Source organism: Pseudomonas sp. NFACC04-2, assembly GCF_900119265.1.
GTDB classification, from domain to species: Bacteria; Pseudomonadota; Gammaproteobacteria; order Pseudomonadales; family Pseudomonadaceae; genus Aquipseudomonas; species Aquipseudomonas fluorescens_AA.
The window spans coordinates 139,877-155,904 of record NZ_FPJC01000002.1 but is presented as its reverse complement, the minus strand read 5'-3'; the positions used below and the strand labels follow the sequence as shown (position 1 = coordinate 155,904).

The 16,028-nt window shown below is 59.9% G+C and carries 16 protein-coding genes; 8 read left to right on the top strand and 8 right to left on the bottom strand.

The genetic code is table 11. The annotated features are described in order from the left end of the window. Positions 1 to 60 precede the first annotated feature (60 nt). From BT125_RS02995 to argH, 4 genes are all read right to left on the bottom strand, one after another. Positions 61 to 885, bottom strand: a complete 825-nt coding sequence (locus tag BT125_RS02995; RefSeq protein WP_072405111.1) for an ABC transporter substrate-binding protein — start codon at positions 883 to 885, stop codon at positions 61 to 63. 39 nt (positions 886 to 924) lie between these two features. After that, on the bottom strand, positions 925 to 1,689 hold the full coding sequence (locus tag BT125_RS02990) for an amino acid ABC transporter ATP-binding protein (protein WP_008001408.1): 765 nt from the start codon (positions 1,687 to 1,689) through the stop codon (positions 925 to 927). A 10-nt stretch (positions 1,690 to 1,699) separates the two neighbouring features. After that, positions 1,700 to 2,578: an amino acid ABC transporter permease gene (locus tag BT125_RS02985; RefSeq protein WP_060742901.1), complete on the bottom strand. Its 879-nt coding sequence runs from the start codon at positions 2,576 to 2,578 to the stop codon at positions 1,700 to 1,702. Between the two features lie 73 nt (positions 2,579 to 2,651). Next, on the bottom strand, positions 2,652 to 4,079 hold the full coding sequence (argH, locus tag BT125_RS02980) for an argininosuccinate lyase (protein ID WP_072405110.1): 1,428 nt from the start codon (positions 4,077 to 4,079) through the stop codon (positions 2,652 to 2,654). Between the two features lie 295 nt (positions 4,080 to 4,374). On the opposite strand from argH, the gene BT125_RS02975 reads away from it, so the two are divergent. Then, positions 4,375 to 5,340, top strand: a complete 966-nt coding sequence (locus BT125_RS02975; protein ID WP_072405109.1) for a LysR family transcriptional regulator — start codon at positions 4,375 to 4,377, stop codon at positions 5,338 to 5,340. A 252-nt stretch (positions 5,341 to 5,592) separates the two neighbouring features. On the opposite strand, the gene BT125_RS02970 is transcribed toward BT125_RS02975, so the two are convergent. After that, positions 5,593 to 6,369: an IclR family transcriptional regulator gene (locus BT125_RS02970; protein WP_072405108.1), complete on the bottom strand. Its 777-nt coding sequence runs from the start codon at positions 6,367 to 6,369 to the stop codon at positions 5,593 to 5,595. Positions 6,370 to 6,532: 163 nt separating this feature from the next. Between BT125_RS02970 and BT125_RS02965 the strand changes: the two genes are divergently transcribed. From BT125_RS02965 to BT125_RS02940, 6 genes are all read left to right on the top strand, one after another. Further along, positions 6,533 to 7,291, top strand: coding sequence for an ABC transporter substrate-binding protein (locus BT125_RS02965; RefSeq protein WP_072405107.1), 759 nt, complete (start codon positions 6,533 to 6,535; stop codon positions 7,289 to 7,291). A gap of 61 nt (positions 7,292 to 7,352) precedes the next feature. Next, positions 7,353 to 8,009 (top strand): amino acid ABC transporter permease, encoded by a 657-nt coding sequence (locus BT125_RS02960; RefSeq protein ID WP_072405106.1) that lies wholly within the window; start codon positions 7,353 to 7,355, stop codon positions 8,007 to 8,009. After that, positions 8,006 to 8,752, top strand: coding sequence for an amino acid ABC transporter ATP-binding protein (locus BT125_RS02955; protein ID WP_072405105.1), 747 nt, complete (start codon positions 8,006 to 8,008; stop codon positions 8,750 to 8,752). Before BT125_RS02960 ends, BT125_RS02955 begins: the two co-directional genes overlap by 4 nt. Further along, positions 8,749 to 10,038 carry an NAD(P)/FAD-dependent oxidoreductase gene (locus BT125_RS02950; protein ID WP_072405104.1) on the top strand — a complete coding sequence of 430 codons (1,290 nt, stop codon included), beginning with the start codon at positions 8,749 to 8,751 and terminating at the stop codon, positions 10,036 to 10,038. Before BT125_RS02955 ends, BT125_RS02950 begins: the two co-directional genes overlap by 4 nt. A 177-nt stretch (positions 10,039 to 10,215) precedes the next feature. Next, complete coding sequence (locus BT125_RS02945; protein WP_072405380.1) at positions 10,216 to 11,655, top strand: ATPase domain-containing protein; 1,440 nt, start codon at positions 10,216 to 10,218, stop codon at positions 11,653 to 11,655. Between the two features lie 23 nt (positions 11,656 to 11,678). Continuing rightward, a complete protein-coding gene (locus BT125_RS02940) occupies positions 11,679 to 12,041 on the top strand; it encodes a response regulator (protein WP_072405103.1) in 363 nt (120 codons plus the stop codon). A gap of 76 nt (positions 12,042 to 12,117) precedes the next feature. Here BT125_RS02940 and BT125_RS02935 read toward each other — a convergent pair whose 3' ends face one another. Beyond that, the gene (locus BT125_RS02935; RefSeq protein WP_072405102.1) at positions 12,118 to 13,011 is read right to left on the bottom strand and encodes a LysR family transcriptional regulator; all 894 of its coding nucleotides are present in this window, start codon (positions 13,009 to 13,011) and stop codon (positions 12,118 to 12,120) included. Between the two features lie 94 nt (positions 13,012 to 13,105). Between BT125_RS02935 and BT125_RS02930 the strand changes: the two genes are divergently transcribed. Continuing rightward, positions 13,106 to 14,272, top strand: a complete 1,167-nt coding sequence (locus BT125_RS02930) for an MFS transporter (protein ID WP_072405101.1) — start codon at positions 13,106 to 13,108, stop codon at positions 14,270 to 14,272. A gap of 96 nt (positions 14,273 to 14,368) precedes the next feature. On the opposite strand, the gene BT125_RS02925 is transcribed toward BT125_RS02930, so the two are convergent. Both BT125_RS02925 and BT125_RS02920 read right to left on the bottom strand, forming a co-directional pair. Beyond that, positions 14,369 to 14,563: an SDR family oxidoreductase gene (locus BT125_RS02925; RefSeq protein ID WP_256573707.1), complete on the bottom strand. Its 195-nt coding sequence runs from the start codon at positions 14,561 to 14,563 to the stop codon at positions 14,369 to 14,371. Positions 14,564 to 14,727: 164 nt separating this feature from the next. Next, positions 14,728 to 15,975, bottom strand: a complete 1,248-nt coding sequence (locus BT125_RS02920; protein WP_072405100.1) for an MFS transporter — start codon at positions 15,973 to 15,975, stop codon at positions 14,728 to 14,730. Positions 15,976 to 16,028 lie beyond the last annotated feature (53 nt).

Below are 16,028 nucleotides of genomic sequence, written 5' to 3'. Positions count from 1 at the left end.
TGACGTTGAACCACTCGCAAGCAAGCCCGTTGCCATATCGCAATCGAATGGCCTGTGGGATCACTTTCCGGCGTTGATGGTCACGGTTTTGATCGCCCCTAGTTCAAGGTCCCATTTCTTCAGGATCGCCTGGTAGCTGCCGTCATCGATCATGCTTTGCAGCGCAACCTTCACCGCTTCGCTGAGCTCAGGTTTCTTCTTGCTCACGCCCATGCCGGTGTACTGCTCGGAGATCGGCAGGCCCACGGTCTTGTACATGTCCTTTTCCTGGGTCTTGAGGTAAGGCAGGGTTTCGCTGCCCTGCATGGCTGCATCGATGCGGCTCTGACGCAGTTGCGCCCGGGCATCGGCCGAGCCTTCGGTGCCGACCACGTTGATCCCCGGCTTGCCGGCGGCCTCACAGTTGGCCTTGCTCCACTCGGCGATTTCCGCTGGAAAGGTGGTGCGGCGGCTGGTGCCGACTTTCTTGCCGCACAGGTCGAGGATCTCGTTGGTGTCCTTGTTTTTCTGCAAGGTGTAGAACTGCGGACCACTGGTGAAGTAGTCGATGAAGGTCACGCTGGCCTGACGTTCTACGGTGTCGGTCATGCCCGACAGCACCATGTCCACGCGGTCGGTGGTCAGGGCGTTGATCATTTGTTCGAAGCCGGTTTCCTGCCATTTGATCTTCACACCCAGGCGCTCGGCCAGGGCATTGCCCAGGTCATAGTCAAAGCCGGTGAGGGTGTTGGTGGCCGGGTCCTTGAAGTCCATCGGTGGGTAGTTCGGCATGATCGCCACGACGATTTCGCCCTTGGCCTTGATGCTTGCCGGCAATTCGGCTGCGACGGTAAAGCCGGATGCCATGACGCCTGCGAGTACTGCGGGGATAAAGAAGTTCTTCATGGTCGTTCTCTTATGAGTGTTGTGAGCGTCAACGGACGCTTAGGTTCGAACGGCAGAAATGAAGCTTTGGGTGCGAGGGTTTTGCGGACTTATTAGTATTTCTTCGGGGCTTCCAGCCTCCACGATCTGCCCGCCGTCCATGAACACCATGCGATTGGAAACTTCGCGAGCGAAGCCCAGTTCATGGGTGACGACGATCATGGTCATGCCGGTCTGCGCAAGATCGCGCATCACCGACAGCACCTCACCGACCAGTTCCGGGTCGAGTGCCGAAGTGGGTTCATCGAACAGCATCAGCTTGGGACGCATGGCCAATGCGCGAGCGATGGCCACGCGTTGCTGCTGGCCGCCCGAAAGCTCGATCGGGTAGCTGTTGCGCTTGTCCGCCAGACCGACACGAGCGAGCAATTCCAAGGCCTCCTCATTCGCCTCTTTGGGGGAGCGCTTGAGCACTTGGCACGGGCCTTCGATGATGTTCTGCAACACGGTCATGTGCGGGAACAGGTTGAACCGTTGGAACACCATGCCGGTGGACAGCCGCTGGCGGGCGATCTGGGTTTCGTTGAGTTCGTGCAGCTTGTTGCCGACGATCCGATAACCCACCAGTTCGCCGTCGACCCACAGGCCGCCCTTGTCGATTTTTTCCAACTGGTTGACGCAGCGCAGCAAGGTGCTTTTTCCCGAGCCGGACGGGCCGATGATGCACAGCACTTCGCCTTGCTCGACTTCGATGTTGATGTCCTTGAGCGCGTGGAACTGGTCGTAATATTTATTCAGGCTCACGGCCTTGACGATGCTTCTCATGTGGAACTCCTCAGGAACGCTTGCCGGCGCCGCGGGCGAAACGACGCTCCAGGCGACTCTGACCAAAGGACAGGACGGTGACGGTGGCCAGGTACCAGATGCCGGCGACGATCAGCAGCTCCATCACACGGGCGTTGGCGTAGTAGATGTTCTGGGCGTTGTAGAGCAATTCCGAGTATTGGATGACGCTCGCCAGCGAGGTCATCTTCACCATGCCGATGAACTCGTTGCCTACCGGCGGAATAATGATCCGCATGGCCTGGGGCAGAATGATCCGGCGCAGCGCTTGCAGACGTGGCATGCCGATCGATTTGGCAGCCTCATATTGCCCGGTGTCCACCGAGAGCAGGCCGGCGCGCACCACTTCGGCGGTGTAGGCACCCTGGTTAATGCTCAAGCCCAGCAAGGCCGCCGCGAACGGGGTCATCAGGCTCACGGTGTCCATTTCGAACAGGCCGGGAATGCCGATGGTGGGGAAGATCAGTGCCAGGTTGAACCACAGGAGCAGTTGCAGGATCAGCGGCGTGCCGCGAAACAGCCAGGTATAGGTCACGGCCACATAGCGCAGGATCGGGTTGGCCGACATGCGCATGATCGCAGTGATCACGCCGAACACGATGCCCAGCGCCATGGCCAATACGGCCATGACGATGGTGTTGAGCAAGCCCCACATGATCGCCTCGGAGGTCAGGAACTGGCCGATGTACGACCATTCGATCTTGCCTTCTGCGAAGGCGCGCACCAGGCCAACAAGGGCGATAACGATCAGCGTGGCGAAGAAGATCCGCCCGTAGTAGCGCCGGGGCACATGATCGTACTGGGTAATGTCAAACTGGTTTTCTGCCAGCTTGCGCTCCGCCTGGAGTCGTTCTGCCTGTGTCTGGCTCATGTTGTTTCTCCGTACTCGGTTTCGGCGCTATCGCGGTGGGAGCAAGCTCGCTCCCACAGGTTCGGTGTGTTGCTCAGAGGCGGAAGCCCTGATAGTCCTCGGTCCATTGCTGCTGGGTGGCGAGGGCGGTTTTCAAGCGCCCGATCTGTTCGCGTACCTGTTGTGGCGCGGTCCCGCCCCAGCCATTGCGTGCAGCGATGGCGGCTTCGAGGGTCAGGCTTTCGCGTACCTCTGGGGTGAGGCGCGGATCGATTTCCGCCAGCAGAGCGGGGGAGGCCTCCCACAGTTCGATGTCGTGTTTCTCGCACGCCTGGACCAACGCACCGGTGATTTCGTGAGCTTCCTTGAACGGCACGCCGCGCACCGCTAGCCAATCGGCAACTTCGGTGGCGAGGGTGAAGCCCAGCGGTGCCTGGCGGCGCAATTCCTCGACATTGACTTTCATGGTCGCCACCATGCCCGCCATGGCGGGCAGCACCAGTAGCAGCGTATCGACGCTGTCGAGCACACCGTTCTTGTCTTCGCTCAAGTCACGGTTGTAGGACAGTGGCAAGGATTTAAGCGTGGAGAGCAGGCCGGTCAGGTTGCCGATCAGGCGACCGGCCTTGCCTCGCGCCAGTTCGGCGATGTCTGGATTCTTCTTCTGCGGCATGATCGAGCTGCCGGTGGCGTAGGCATCGTCCAGTGCGATCCAGCGAAATTGCCGCGACGACCACAGGCAGAACTCTTCGGCAAGGCGCGAGATATTGATGCCGAGCATGCTGGCGATGAACAGGAACTCTGCGACATGATCGCGGCTGGCCACGGCGTCGATGGAGTTTTCGCAAACGCCGCTGTAGCCCATCTCCTTTGCCGATTGCTGAGGTAGGCGAGCGATCGCCGAACCCGCCATGGCCGCCGCACCGAGTGGTGACAGCGACGTCCGTGCGTCCCAGTCCACCAGCCGCTGTACGTCGCGTAGCATCGACTGGGCGTGGGCCAGCAGATGGTGAGCGAACACGATCGGTTGCGCTTGTTGCAGGTGAGTGAAGCCAGGGCAGATGCTTTCGATGTGTTGCTCGGCCTGTTCCACCAGCGCCTGCTGCAGGCCCAATACTTCAACGGCCACGGTGCGTACGTGGTCACGCAGGAACAGCCGCAGGTCGTTGGCGGTCTGGTCGTTGCGCGAACGGCCGGCCCGCAGCTTGCCACCCAGGGCGCCAAGCCGTTCGGTCAGCAGGCGCTCAATGAACGTGTGGACGTCTTCATCATCCACGGTCGGGGCGATGCTGCCGGCGCGATAGTCCGCGCCGATGCGTTCCAGGGCCTCGAGCATGGTCTGGGTTTCTTGTTCGGTCAGCAGTCCGGCGCGCTGCAATTCCCGGGCATGGGCCTTGGAGCCGGCGAGGTCGTACGGGGTGAGCCGGAAGTAGCGCTCAGGGCAACGGGACAGGGCCGCCAAGGCTTCGGAAGGGCCGCATTTGAAGCGAGCACCCCAGAGTCGGTCGGTGGTTTGAGACATTGTTGTTTTCCTCGTCGGTTACGCGAACTGAAACGGGTACTCCAGGCCAAGACGTCGCTACGAAAATCAGCGAGCGAAGTCAGGCCAGAGCAGTTTTCAAGAGGGCAGTTGCATCGGTGCGAGCGCTGATCGAACTGTCAGCTTTTGATGTTTCGCGACCAGCGTTTAGGCGCTGATGTTCGGAATTTATTGGCGGTTGCCAAGCTTGGTTTTCTGTGGTCATTATTATTGGGCCAGCTTGTTCTTGTTGTTGGGCACAGGTTGTTGAATAGAGCGCCAGAGGTAAATAAGCATTATGGAAACCCCACTTTCCAATTCCGGAAACCCGCCGCCAAGAACCCCGCAAAGGGCACCGTTGGCCCTCAGCGGGCTGGACTTCAAATTGCTCAAAGTATTCAAGGCCGTGGTCGAGGCGGGAGGCTTCAGTGCCGCACAAAATGAGCTGAATGTGGGGCTGGCAGCCATCAGCAAACAGATTTCCGACTTGGAAATCCGTATCGGGATGCGCCTTTGCACACGCGGGCGCGAGGGCTTTCACCTGACGGAAGAAGGGCGTCTGGTGTATCAGGCGTCGATAGACTTATTTGCCTCGGTTGACAACTTTCGTGATCGCCTTAGTTCAGCGCAAAACGAACTTGTCGGTGATCTTGGTGTGGGGGTTATTGATAATACTATCTCGGATGATAATTCTCCGTTAGTTGCTGCGCTCAGGCAAATGAATGAACAGTCGCCCAAGGTCCGGTTTCAACTTCAGGCTTCACAACTCGATGAAGTCGAAAGAGGTGTCGTCGAAGGGCGGTTGGTAGCGGGGATCGTACCGATTTATCAAAAACGCGAAGAGTTCGATTACTACGAACTTTATGAAGAACGTTCGCAGGTCTATTGCGCACTTGGCCACCCGTTGTTCTCCATGGCGGACGAGAACATGGGGGAGCATGTACTCAAGGAGTACGAATGCGTCAACCATCGCTACGCGATTCATCGCGATAAACTGAAATTTGCGCACTACGACAGCTTTTCCGCCTCCGCCACCCAAGTGGAAGCCGTGGCGTTGCTGATCAAGACGGGGCGTTTTCTCGGGTTTCTGCCTCAGCATTACGCCGCGTCGATGGTGGCGCGGGGAGAGTTGCGCGCAGTGCGTCCAGACCTGATCAACATCGTCACGCCGTTCAGTCTGATACTGCGCCACAACACTGTGCGCAGTCCCTTGGTCAAGGCCTTTGCGCGGGCGCTGGGGGTGGATCTGAAGGCTTCGGTTTAATCTTTATGTGTGAGTCGCTCACGAACCTTGGCGGCAACCGGAGTGATAGGTAAGTTGCACCATCACACCGTTGGCGCTGTTCTCGTTCAAACACCGCTACCTGCTCCGGCGTGTTCCGTTGGAAGGGCGCCCAGTTGAACTAGCCTAGGGTTCAAATCGCCCCGTCCAGTATGCGCAGTCCCCCCTCTAAGTGACGGGGGTAATAATTGGATTTGTGCAAGGGGGAGGATGTCTGTCCACTGGAGCAATCTGCTAAAGGGTTCGTATTGACGAACGAATCGCCCGTGCACATTCAATCACCGCAGGCGCCAGCTTGCGCTCGGCTTCCTCCATGCTCCAGCGACTCGTTGGCACCACCACATGCACGGCTGCGACTGGCAGGCCCTGGCTGCCAATGATCGGCGCGGCGATGGCCATGTCGCCGAGGAACAATTCTTCCTTGTTCGTGGCGTAGCCCCTGTGCCGAGTGGTCTCGATCTGCTCGATGATGTCGTCGACCGCGGTCAGGGTGTACTGAGTATGGCGTTTGCGCTCGCTGGCTTGCAGCGCGGCAACGAGTTCGTCATCGGGCAGGGCGCTCAGGAAGGCCCGTCCGGAACCGGTGCAGTACATCGGGATCCGGCTGCCGATGGGCATGTGGATAGGGATGAATTTCGGCGCCACGAAGCGTGCCACGTACACCATGTCCAGCCCGTCGGGCTCGGTCAGGTTGGTCGTTTCCCCGGTAGCCTGTGCCAACTCGGCAAGGAACGGGTTGGCCACGTCCACCAATGTGTCGGCGGCCAGGTAGTTGTAGCCGATCTCCATGACCTTCGGGGTCAACTGGAAGCGCTTGGTCTGCGGATGCTTGCGCACATAACCCAGCTCTTCGAGGGTATGGATCATGCGTTGCGCCGAGCTTTTGTTGATGTCTGCAGCTTGGGCGATATCCGCCAGGTTCATCGTGCGCCGGGCTGCGTTGAACGCCCGCAACACCGCCAGGCCTTTTTCCAATGACTGATTGAACAGCGGATGAGGGTTATCGCTCATGGAAATCCTTATATTCTGCGCTTTGGATATCGATATTCGATACTTGTAAATCTCTTTACGATTTTTGTAAATCGCTTTACAGTCATTTTGAGCCTCCTGCCATTCCTATGGGGCAACCCTTACCGGACTTAAGACAATAAAAGCGTCCAATGGGAGATACGCCATGCTTACTCGCTTTCGTGCACTCACGTTCGTTGTTGCCCTGGCTGCTGGCATCGCTTCAGCCAACGCCGTCGCCGAGCCCGTCTACAAGGTCGGCGCAACCGCAACGGGGATTCCCTTCACCTTTCTCGACGTCAAGAGCCAGAGTATCCAGGGCATGATGATCGACGCCGCGCAGGCGGTGGCCAAGGCTGGCGGCTTTGAGGTGGAGATCCAGCAGACCACCTTCGCTTCGCTGATCCCGTCACTGACGTCAAACAAGATCGATCTGATTTCTGCCGCCATGCTCCGCACGCCAGCGCGGGAAAAGGTGGTGCAGTATTCCGATCCGGTCTTCACCTATGGCGAGGGCCTGATCGTCAAGGCCGACGACCAGACCGCGTACACCCGCATGGAGGATTTTGCCGGCGAGGTTGTCGGCGCCCAGGTCGGCACCGTGTTCATCGATGAGCTGAACAAGCGGGGTGTCTTCAAGGAAGTCCGTGGCTATGACTCGATCCCGGATCTCATGCGCGACCTGGCCCTCGGCCGTATCAAGGCGGGTTTCGCCGATCGCCCGATCGTCGCCTACCAATTGGCCCAGGGCACGCAGAACAAGGTGCACCTGGTGCAGAGCTATCAGCCGGTGGTGATGGGGGACGTTTGCCTGATCGTGCGCAAGGGCGACAACGCAACACTGGAGCAGGTCAACAAAGGCATCGCTGCGATCAAGGCTGATGGTTCCCTCGAACGGATCATCGAGAAGTGGAAACTCAACTGATGGTTTTGTCGACCGCCTGCGGTAGCGGGCGGGTCCACTCATCGTTTCGTGGGTAGCTTTTATGATTCTCCAGAATGCGTTGGACTTCCTCCCTATCTTGCTCAAGGGGGCGGTGGTCACTCTTCAAGTGACGGCCGGGTCGTTTGTACTCAGCTCGCTGATCGGCCTGCTCCTGGCCCTGATGATGGTCTCGAAAATACGTACGATCGCGTTGTTCGCCATCAGCGTGGTGAACATCATCCGGGGGCTGCCGATCATTGTGCAGCTGTTTTATATCTATTTCGTCCTGCCGGAATTCGGCATTCAACTGACGGCCATGCAGGCCGGTGTCATCGGCCTGGGAATCGCTTATTCGGCCTATCAGGCGGAGAACTTCCGGGCCGGTATCCAGGCGATCCAGCAAGGACAGATCGAGGCGGCGGAATCCTTGGGTATGCGCGGTGCGATGGTGATGCGGCGAGTGGTGCTGCCCCAGGCATTCCGCATTGCCTTGCCGCCTTATGGCAACACCCTGGTCATGATGCTCAAGGACTCGTCGCTGGTCTCCACCATCACCGTGGCCGAGATGACTCGGGCGGGGCAACTGATCGCCTCTTCGACCTTCGAGAACATGACGGTCTACACCCTGGTGGCATTGCTCTACCTGGCGATGAGCCTGCCGCTGTCCTTTGCGCTGCGTCGTTTGGAAGCACGCTTCAGCACCCGGAGAACGTCATGATCGAGATCAAGGGCATCCACAAGCGTTACGGCAGCGTGCCGGTCCTCGAAGGCATCGATTTGCAGGTCAAGAGTGGTGAAGTGGTGTGCCTGATTGGCCCTTCGGGGTCGGGGAAGTCCACGTTGCTGCGTTGCATCAACGGCTTGGAAAGTTATGACCGAGGCGAGGTCCTGGTCGGCGATGAACGTGTCGATCGCAATGCCAGGAGCATCCACGACATTCGCACTCGGGTGGCGATGGTCTTCCAGCGCTTCAATCTGTTCCCGCACCGCACGGCCCTGGAAAATGTCATGGAAGGGCCGATCTACGTAAAGAAGGAGAACCCTCAGGCGGCCCGCAGGAATGCCGAGGCGCTGATGGAAAAGGTCGGCTTGTCCCATCGGATGAATGCCTACCCGGATGAACTGTCCGGGGGGCAGCAGCAACGTGTCGCCATTGCCCGGGCGTTGGCGATGAACCCCCAGGCGATTCTCTTCGACGAACCGACCTCGGCCCTCGATCCGGAGTTGGTCGGCGAAGTGTTGGCGGTGATGCGCAATCTGGCCGATGAGGGCATGACCATGATCGTGGTGACCCACGAAATGGCCTTCGCTCGAGACGTCGCCGACAAGGTCTGTTTTCTTCACAGCGGCAAGATCGTCGAATCAGGACCCGCCGGGGAAGTACTGAGTACGCCGACGCATCCTCGCACACAGGACTTTCTTCGCCGACTGCTCAACCACAGCGGGGAGGTGCCGGCATGAATGCACCTTTCGCCCCGCAACTGCCGGCCTCGCTCTGGGCCGCGACTGCGACACCGGCGGTGGAAACGCCGGCCTTGGCCGAAGACAAGCAAGTGGATGTGGCCATCGTAGGGGCTGGCTATACCGGTTTGGTGACGGCTTTACGCTTGGCCGAAGCGGGTGTCAGCGTCTGTGTGCTGGATACAGGGGAGCCAGGCTGGGGCGCCTCGGGGCGCAACGGCGGGCAGGTGATTCCAGGGCTGAAGTTCGACCCGGATCAATTGCACGCCAAGTTTGGCCCGGCCCGTGCCGAAGCGATGATCGAGGCGGCCGGGTCAGCCGCTGACGAAGTGTTTGCGCTGATTCACCAGTACGGGATCGAGTGTGATGCCACCCAGAAAGGCTGGATTCAACCGGCCTGTTCAACCACCGCCATGAAGACCATCGAGCAGCGCGCCGCGCAATGGCAACGCCGAGGCGTCAAGGTGGAGCTGTTGGACCGGGCCGCGGTCAGCCGACGTATCGGTACCGAGCATTACCTGGGGGGGTGGGTCGATCCTCGGGCCGGCAGCTTGCATCCGTTGAGTTACGCCCGTGGCCTGGCGAAGGCCGCCGTGGGGCAGGGTGCAATGATCCATGGCCACAGCCGCGTCACGGGGCTGCAGCGGCAGCGGTCAGGCTGGCTATTGTCCACCGCGCAAGGCTTCAAGGTCAGTGCGCAACGGGTGTTGTTGGCCACCGATGGCTACACCGACGACCTGTGGCCCGGGTTGCGCCAGACCGTCGTCGCGGCCAACAGCTTCATCATCGCGACCCGTCCGCTCCCGCTGGCGATCCGCAAGACCATCCTGCCCGGTGGCGAGGTCTGTTCGGACTCACGCCGTTTGCTGCTGTACTTCAAGCTGGATGCCCAGGGGCGTTTGCTTCTGGGAGGGCGAGGGCCGTTCTCGGAGCCTTCCCGGCAGCGTGACTGGGCGCACCTGGAGCGTTCGCTGGGGACGCTGTTTGCGCAAGTGGCGGATGTGCCTGTCGAGTATCGCTGGAGTGGCCGGGTCGCCCTGACGCAAAGCTTTCTTCCCCATGTGCATGATCCGGCACCGGGGCTGTCAGTCTTGCTCGGCTACAACGGCCGCGGCATCGCCCTGTCCACGGCGTTAGGCAAGCATCTGGCCGCGAAGCTCTCAGGGGCGACGCAGGACTTCCCGTTCCCGGTGATGCCACTGCGGCGAATTCCGTTTCACGCGTTGCAGCGGCTTTATCTTGCGGCCGGGATCAGTTATTACCGGGTATTGGATGCCTTGTTTTAAGCGCTTGTTGAAGAGGCAGCGGGCACCGCTTGGGCGTTGTCGGTGGCGTCGTATCGGCCCAAGGCGAGCGACTCCCAGGCCAACTTTCCATTCAACCTGAATGGCTCCGAAGTGGAAATGGCGTTAGCATCCCATCCATTGGGCTTAAACAGCCTGTTTTCAGATCAGGGTCGCATTGTGGAAAAGCTAAAACGCCTTCAAAGCGGAATCGAAGGACTCGACGCGCTGCTCCAGGGGGGGCTGGTCGCGGGTGCTTCATACATAATCCAAGGACGCCCAGGTTCAGGCAAGACGATCCTCGCGAACCAACTTGGATTCCATCATGCCCGCGGTGGCGGTCGTGTTTTAGTCGCCACGCTGTTGGCCGAATCACATGATCGACTTTTCCAGTTTCTTTCTACGCTGAGCTTTTTCGACTCATCCAAAGTCGGTGCCGAAATCCAATTTGTCAGCGCATTCGACACATTGGAAAACGAATGCCTGGATGAAGTCGTGAAACTGCTTCGACGGGAGATCAGCCGGCAAAAGGCTACCGTGATGGTGGTCGATGGTTTGCTCAATGCACGCTCCAAGGCCGACTCGCCTATCGATACCAAGAAATTCATCTCAGAGCTGCAGGGACATGCCGCTTTCGCCGGTTGCACCGTGTTGTTCCTCACCAGTTCGCGGCTCGACGACGGGAGCCCCGAGCACACGATGGTGGATGGTGTCATCGAAATGGGAGAAGAGCTGTTCGGCACGCGTTCGGTACGGCGTATTCAACTGCGCAAGACCCGCGGCAGCAGCGCGTTGACCGGTCTTCACGAATGTGAAATCAACGACGATGGCTTGGTTGTCTATCCGCGCCTGGAAAGCCTCTACAGTCGTCCATCCGCGCCCGACAGCGCCGACATGACGCGTATTGCCAGCGGGATCGATTCCCTGGATGAGATATTGGGCGGGGGCTTGCACAGCTCCAGCGTGTCCCTGGTCATTGGTCCTTCCGGGATCGGGAAAACGACGCTGGGGCTCAAATTCCTCGCCAAGTCGACGGCAGATGCCCCTGGCTTGCATTTCGGATTCTATGAAAGCCCGCAGCGACTGCGCCTCAAAGGCCTCTCCCTGGGCATCGATATCGAAGATATGGAAAAAAGCGGTGCGTTGAGCATCGCCTGGCAGCCCACCACCGAAGGCTTGCTGGATGGACTCGGCGCACGACTGCTGAACATCGTCAAGGAAAAGGGTATCAAGCGCCTGTTCATCGATAGCCTGAGCGGCATGACACGGACTTCGACAAATCCCGCGCGGATTACCGACTTCTACAGTGCGCTGATGAACGAGCTGCGATCCCGGGGCGTTACGGTGTTTGCCTCCTGGGAGATGCGAGATCTATTCGGTTCCGAGGTCAGCTCACCGAACTCGGACCTGTCCAGCATTGTCGACAACCTGATGCTCATGCGCTTCCTTGAGGATCACGCTGAACTAAGAAGGACGCTGTCCATTCTTAAGGTACGTGATAGCTCTTATGACCCGTCGCGATTCGAGGTGGTCATCCGAGATCAAGATGTTTTCCTTGAAAAGGCTTTGAGAAATGAACCTTCAGCCTCAGCTGAGTCATTGCCTGGTTCAATATCATAAGTCTTTGAGCGGGTTGAATTAACATGACCACCATCCTGGTCGTCGACGACGAGTATTTGATCGCTGACATCCTCAGTTTTGCACTAGAGGACGAGGGCTTCATGGTCGTAAAAGCCAGCAATGGTCAAAAGGGACTGGAAGTGCTGGAAAGAGAACGTCCAGCCCTGATCATCACTGACTTCATGATGCCGGTCATGGATGGTCTTGAATTCGCCACGGCCGTGCGAGCCCTGCCGTCCGTCAAGGGTTTGCCGATCATCTTGATGAGCGGTGCCCAGGCTCACCTGGGTATGAAGAGATCGGATTTGTTTGATGCCGTGCTGCCCAAGCCATTCGACATAGACTCGATTGTCGCCGAGGTGAAGAGGCTCCTGGCTGCAGAGTGATACGGCACCTAGCGGCGCAGCTTGCCAGATGGAAAGGTACGCGTGTGATCACGGTCGCTTTCGGTGATGCCACCGCTCACATTCTGTGATGTTCCAGCAAGAAATCCACGAACACCCGCACCCGCGCTGGCATTGCCGAGCCCCCTACGAACACCACGTGAATCGGTTCTCGGTCGCCTGGGTTCCAGGCTTCCAGCAGCGGTATCAGGTCACCGCGCTGTAAATCCTCGCTCACGGTGAATTCGCCGATACGGGCAATGCCGGCACCTACTCGCGCGAATTGTGCCAGTGCTTCACCACTGCTGCATTCGATGTTGCCACTGACCTTCAGGGAAAACTCCCTTGCGTCGCGGATGAACGGCCAGTTGGGTTCGGCACGCCGGAAGTTGAAGCGTAGGCAGTTGTGTCGTAGCAGGTCTTCGGGCTCCTGGGGGATGCCGTGGCGCTGCAGGTACTCGGGCGATGCCACCACCACCTGGCCGGTGTCGCCGATCCTGCGCGCGGTCAGCGGGCTGTCCGGCAGATGGCCGAAGCGTACCGCCACATCGGCCTGGCCGCCGAGAATATCGACGACTTCGTCGCCGAGAGTGAGGTCGACGACGATGTTCGGGTAGCGGGCGCTGAAGGCTGCCACCAAAGGAACGATGGCCTGCCGCCCGTGCCCAAGGGCGGCGCTGACCCGCAATCGGCCCCTGGGTACGCCCTGGTCGGCGATGGATTCTTCGACCTCGTCCATGTCGGCCAGGATACGCCGGGCGCCGCGCAGGAAGGCCTCGCCCTCGGCGGTGAAGGTGATCGCCCGGGTGGTGCGCAACAGCAGGCGGGTACCCAGGCGTTGTTCGGTACGCGCGATGATCCGACTGACCGCCGAGGGTGTCAGCCCCAATGCTCGCGCGGCGGCTGACAGGCTGCCTTCCTGCGCCACGGTGGCGAACACGCTCATCTCACCTGACCTGCCGTTGAAGTCCATTTGTGCCTCTTACGCAAAGGTGATTGCCAAAAATGCTATCTACCGCCTGAAAAGACTGGATCGTAGCATTGGCGGCATAGATAAGGAGCCTACCATGCGTATCAATCCACCACTTGTCGCACTCGCCATCGGTGCCTTTGGCATCGGCGTCACCGAGTTCGCCCCCATGGGCATGTTGCCGGGCATCGCTGCGGATCTCGGTGTTTCCATTCCTGCCGCCGGACTGTTGGTCAGTGCCTACGCCCTGGGCGTACTGCTCGGCGCGCCGCTGATGACCCTGACCACCGGCAGGATCCCCCGGCGCTATCTGCTGATCGGGCTCATGGCGATTTTCACCCTGGGTAATCTGATGTCAGCCCTGGCGACCGATTACTACAGCCTCATGGTCGCCAGGGTGGTGACGTCACTGAACCACGGTGCGTTCTTCGGCGTGGGCTCCATCATCGCCGCCAGCGTGGTCGCCCCGGAGAAACGTGCCGGGGCGGTCGCGGCCATGTTCATGGGCCTGACCCTGGCGACCATCGGCGGCGTGCCGCTGGCCACCTGGTTTGGCGAACTGTTCGGCTGGCGCACGGCATTCTGGGGTATCACCGGCCTCGGCGGGCTGACCATGGCCGCGTTGTGGTTCGCCTTGCCCAACCTGAAAATGCCGCAAGGCGTCGGTGTGCTGGCTGAAATCCGGGTACTGGGCCGTGGCCCGGTGCTGGGTGCGTTGGCCCTGACCGTAGTCGGCTCGGGTGCGATGTTTACGGTCTTTACCTACATCGCGCCGATCCTCAGCAACGAGACTCACGGGTCCACCGCTTACATCACCGCCATGCTGGTTCTGTTCGGTGTGGGGTTGACGCTGGGCAACATGTGGGGTGGCAAGGCTGCCGACCGCTCGATAGACCGCACCCTGATCGTTTCGCTGAGCGTGCTGATTGTGGTCCTGCTGGCGTTTACCGTCCTGATGCGTTGGCCACTGCCGGCCTCCGTGGCCATCCTGATATGGGGTATCGCCAGCTTCGCCCTGGTGCCGCCGCTACAGATGCGCGTCATGGAAGCCGCCAAGGACGCGCCCAACCTGGCCTCGGCAGTGAACATCGGTGCCTTCAACCTTGGCAACGCGATAGGGGCGGCGCTGGGCGGAGCGGTGATCAATGCCGGGCTGGGTTATCCAGCAATTTCCCTGGCCGGAGCGGCGATGGCGGGTCTGGGGCTGCTGATGGTATTGGCTTTTGCCTGGCGTTCCAGAGCGGCCGCAACGGCGGTTGCGTGAGTGGCTGTCAGTCGCCATGGTCTCCCGAGCCTGCTTGGCCATCGTGCGGCCAAACAGCGACGGTCTGACATCGACCGTCACTGAGGATGGAAACGATCAGGATTCAGGCGAGAGCAAGCCGGCTGTTTCACCGCCATCGACCGTGAGGGTCGTACCGTTGACGTAACTTGCGCCCGGTGAAAGCAACCAGCAGATGGCCTCCGCGACTTCCCTGGCGGATGCCAGGCGTCCTTCTGGAGTCCTGGCTGTCAGCGCTGCTAGCCGGGCTTCGTCATTGACGATTTTATCCATCATGCGCCCGGCGCACATCAAGGTCGATGAGCAGACTCGGGGCACATCATCTAGCGTTCTGTTACCAGGACTTGGCTTGGCTGTTGGAGCAGTACGCGAAGGTTGCGCGCTCCTCTGGTTTGCGGCATCCGGCCCCGAAATGCCGCACTCGCAGAAATCCGGCTTCAAAGCGCGAGTCGGGAATGTCCTGATAGTTCGCCTCCAGCAGGCTTCGGCAATTCCACTCGAACACGAAGCGCAATCATCAGGGCGGCCAGCAGCATCACCGCCCCTGCGATGATGAACACGCCCATTACGCCGCCAAAGCCGAAGACCAACCCGCCGAGTGCAGCGCCCGCGGCGATTGACGACTGCACCGCAGCGACGACCATCCCACCTGCGGTTTCGGCTTGATCCGGAACCGCGCGTGCCACCCAGTTTGACCAGGCAACCGGCACCCCGCCGAAAGCCAGGCCCCAGAGGGCGACTGCGACTGCCAGTCCCGGTGCCTGGATAGGAAGCGAGATCATGGCAAACGCGGTCACGGCTACCAGGGCAGGCATAAGGATCAAAGTCAGGCGCAAGCTACGCTCCAGCAGCCAACCCGCCACGAGTGTGCCAACGAAATTGGCGACGCCGAAGCCCAACAGCATTAAAGCCAGGCCATCGGTGTCGATGGGTACGACGCTTTCAAGTGCGGGACGGATGTAGGTGAACAGTGCGTATTGACCTGTGTGTGCGAGCACGCAGCCGATCATACCGATGGCAATGCCAGGACGACGGAGCAATTCCAGCACGGAGGCGGTGCGTGCCATTTTCCGAGGTGCCATGCCGGGTAGGGTGAACCACTGGAAGATCAACGTCAGCACGCCGACCGTCGCGGCCGCGTAAAAGGCACTGCGCCAGCCGAGGAGACCGCCCAGATAACTGCCCAGCGGCACGGAAACCACTGTTCCCACGGCGATGCCACTGAAGATGATGGACAGCGCGCGAGGTACGAACTTGGCCGGTACCAGTCGCATGGCCACGGCCGCCGCCATACTCCAGAACCCACCCAACGCAATGCCAAGCAGCACTCGCATCAACAACAGGACCACCAGGTTCGATGACATGGCCACCAGCAAGTTGGAGGCAATCATCAGCGCGGAGAAACCGAGCAAGACGGTGCGCCGGTCAAGCTTGCGAGTAAGACCTGGCACCAAGAGCCCGGAAAACAACGCAACCACGGCGGTGACGGTCACGGCTTGTCCGGCCAGCGCTTCGGACACGTTCAAATCAGAGGCCATGGGGGTTAGCAAGCTGGCAGGAAGGTATTCGGCCGTCAGCAGGCCGAAGACCCCCATGGTCAGGGAGAAAACCGCCGTCCATGCCGGGGTGGCCGGCTCTACTCCAGCAACGCTGCCAGGTGCAGCGTCAAGAACATCGCTACTCATCTCAAGAATCCTTGGAAAGTGATTGTGAGACACACTCTAGGGCTGAGCGTCAG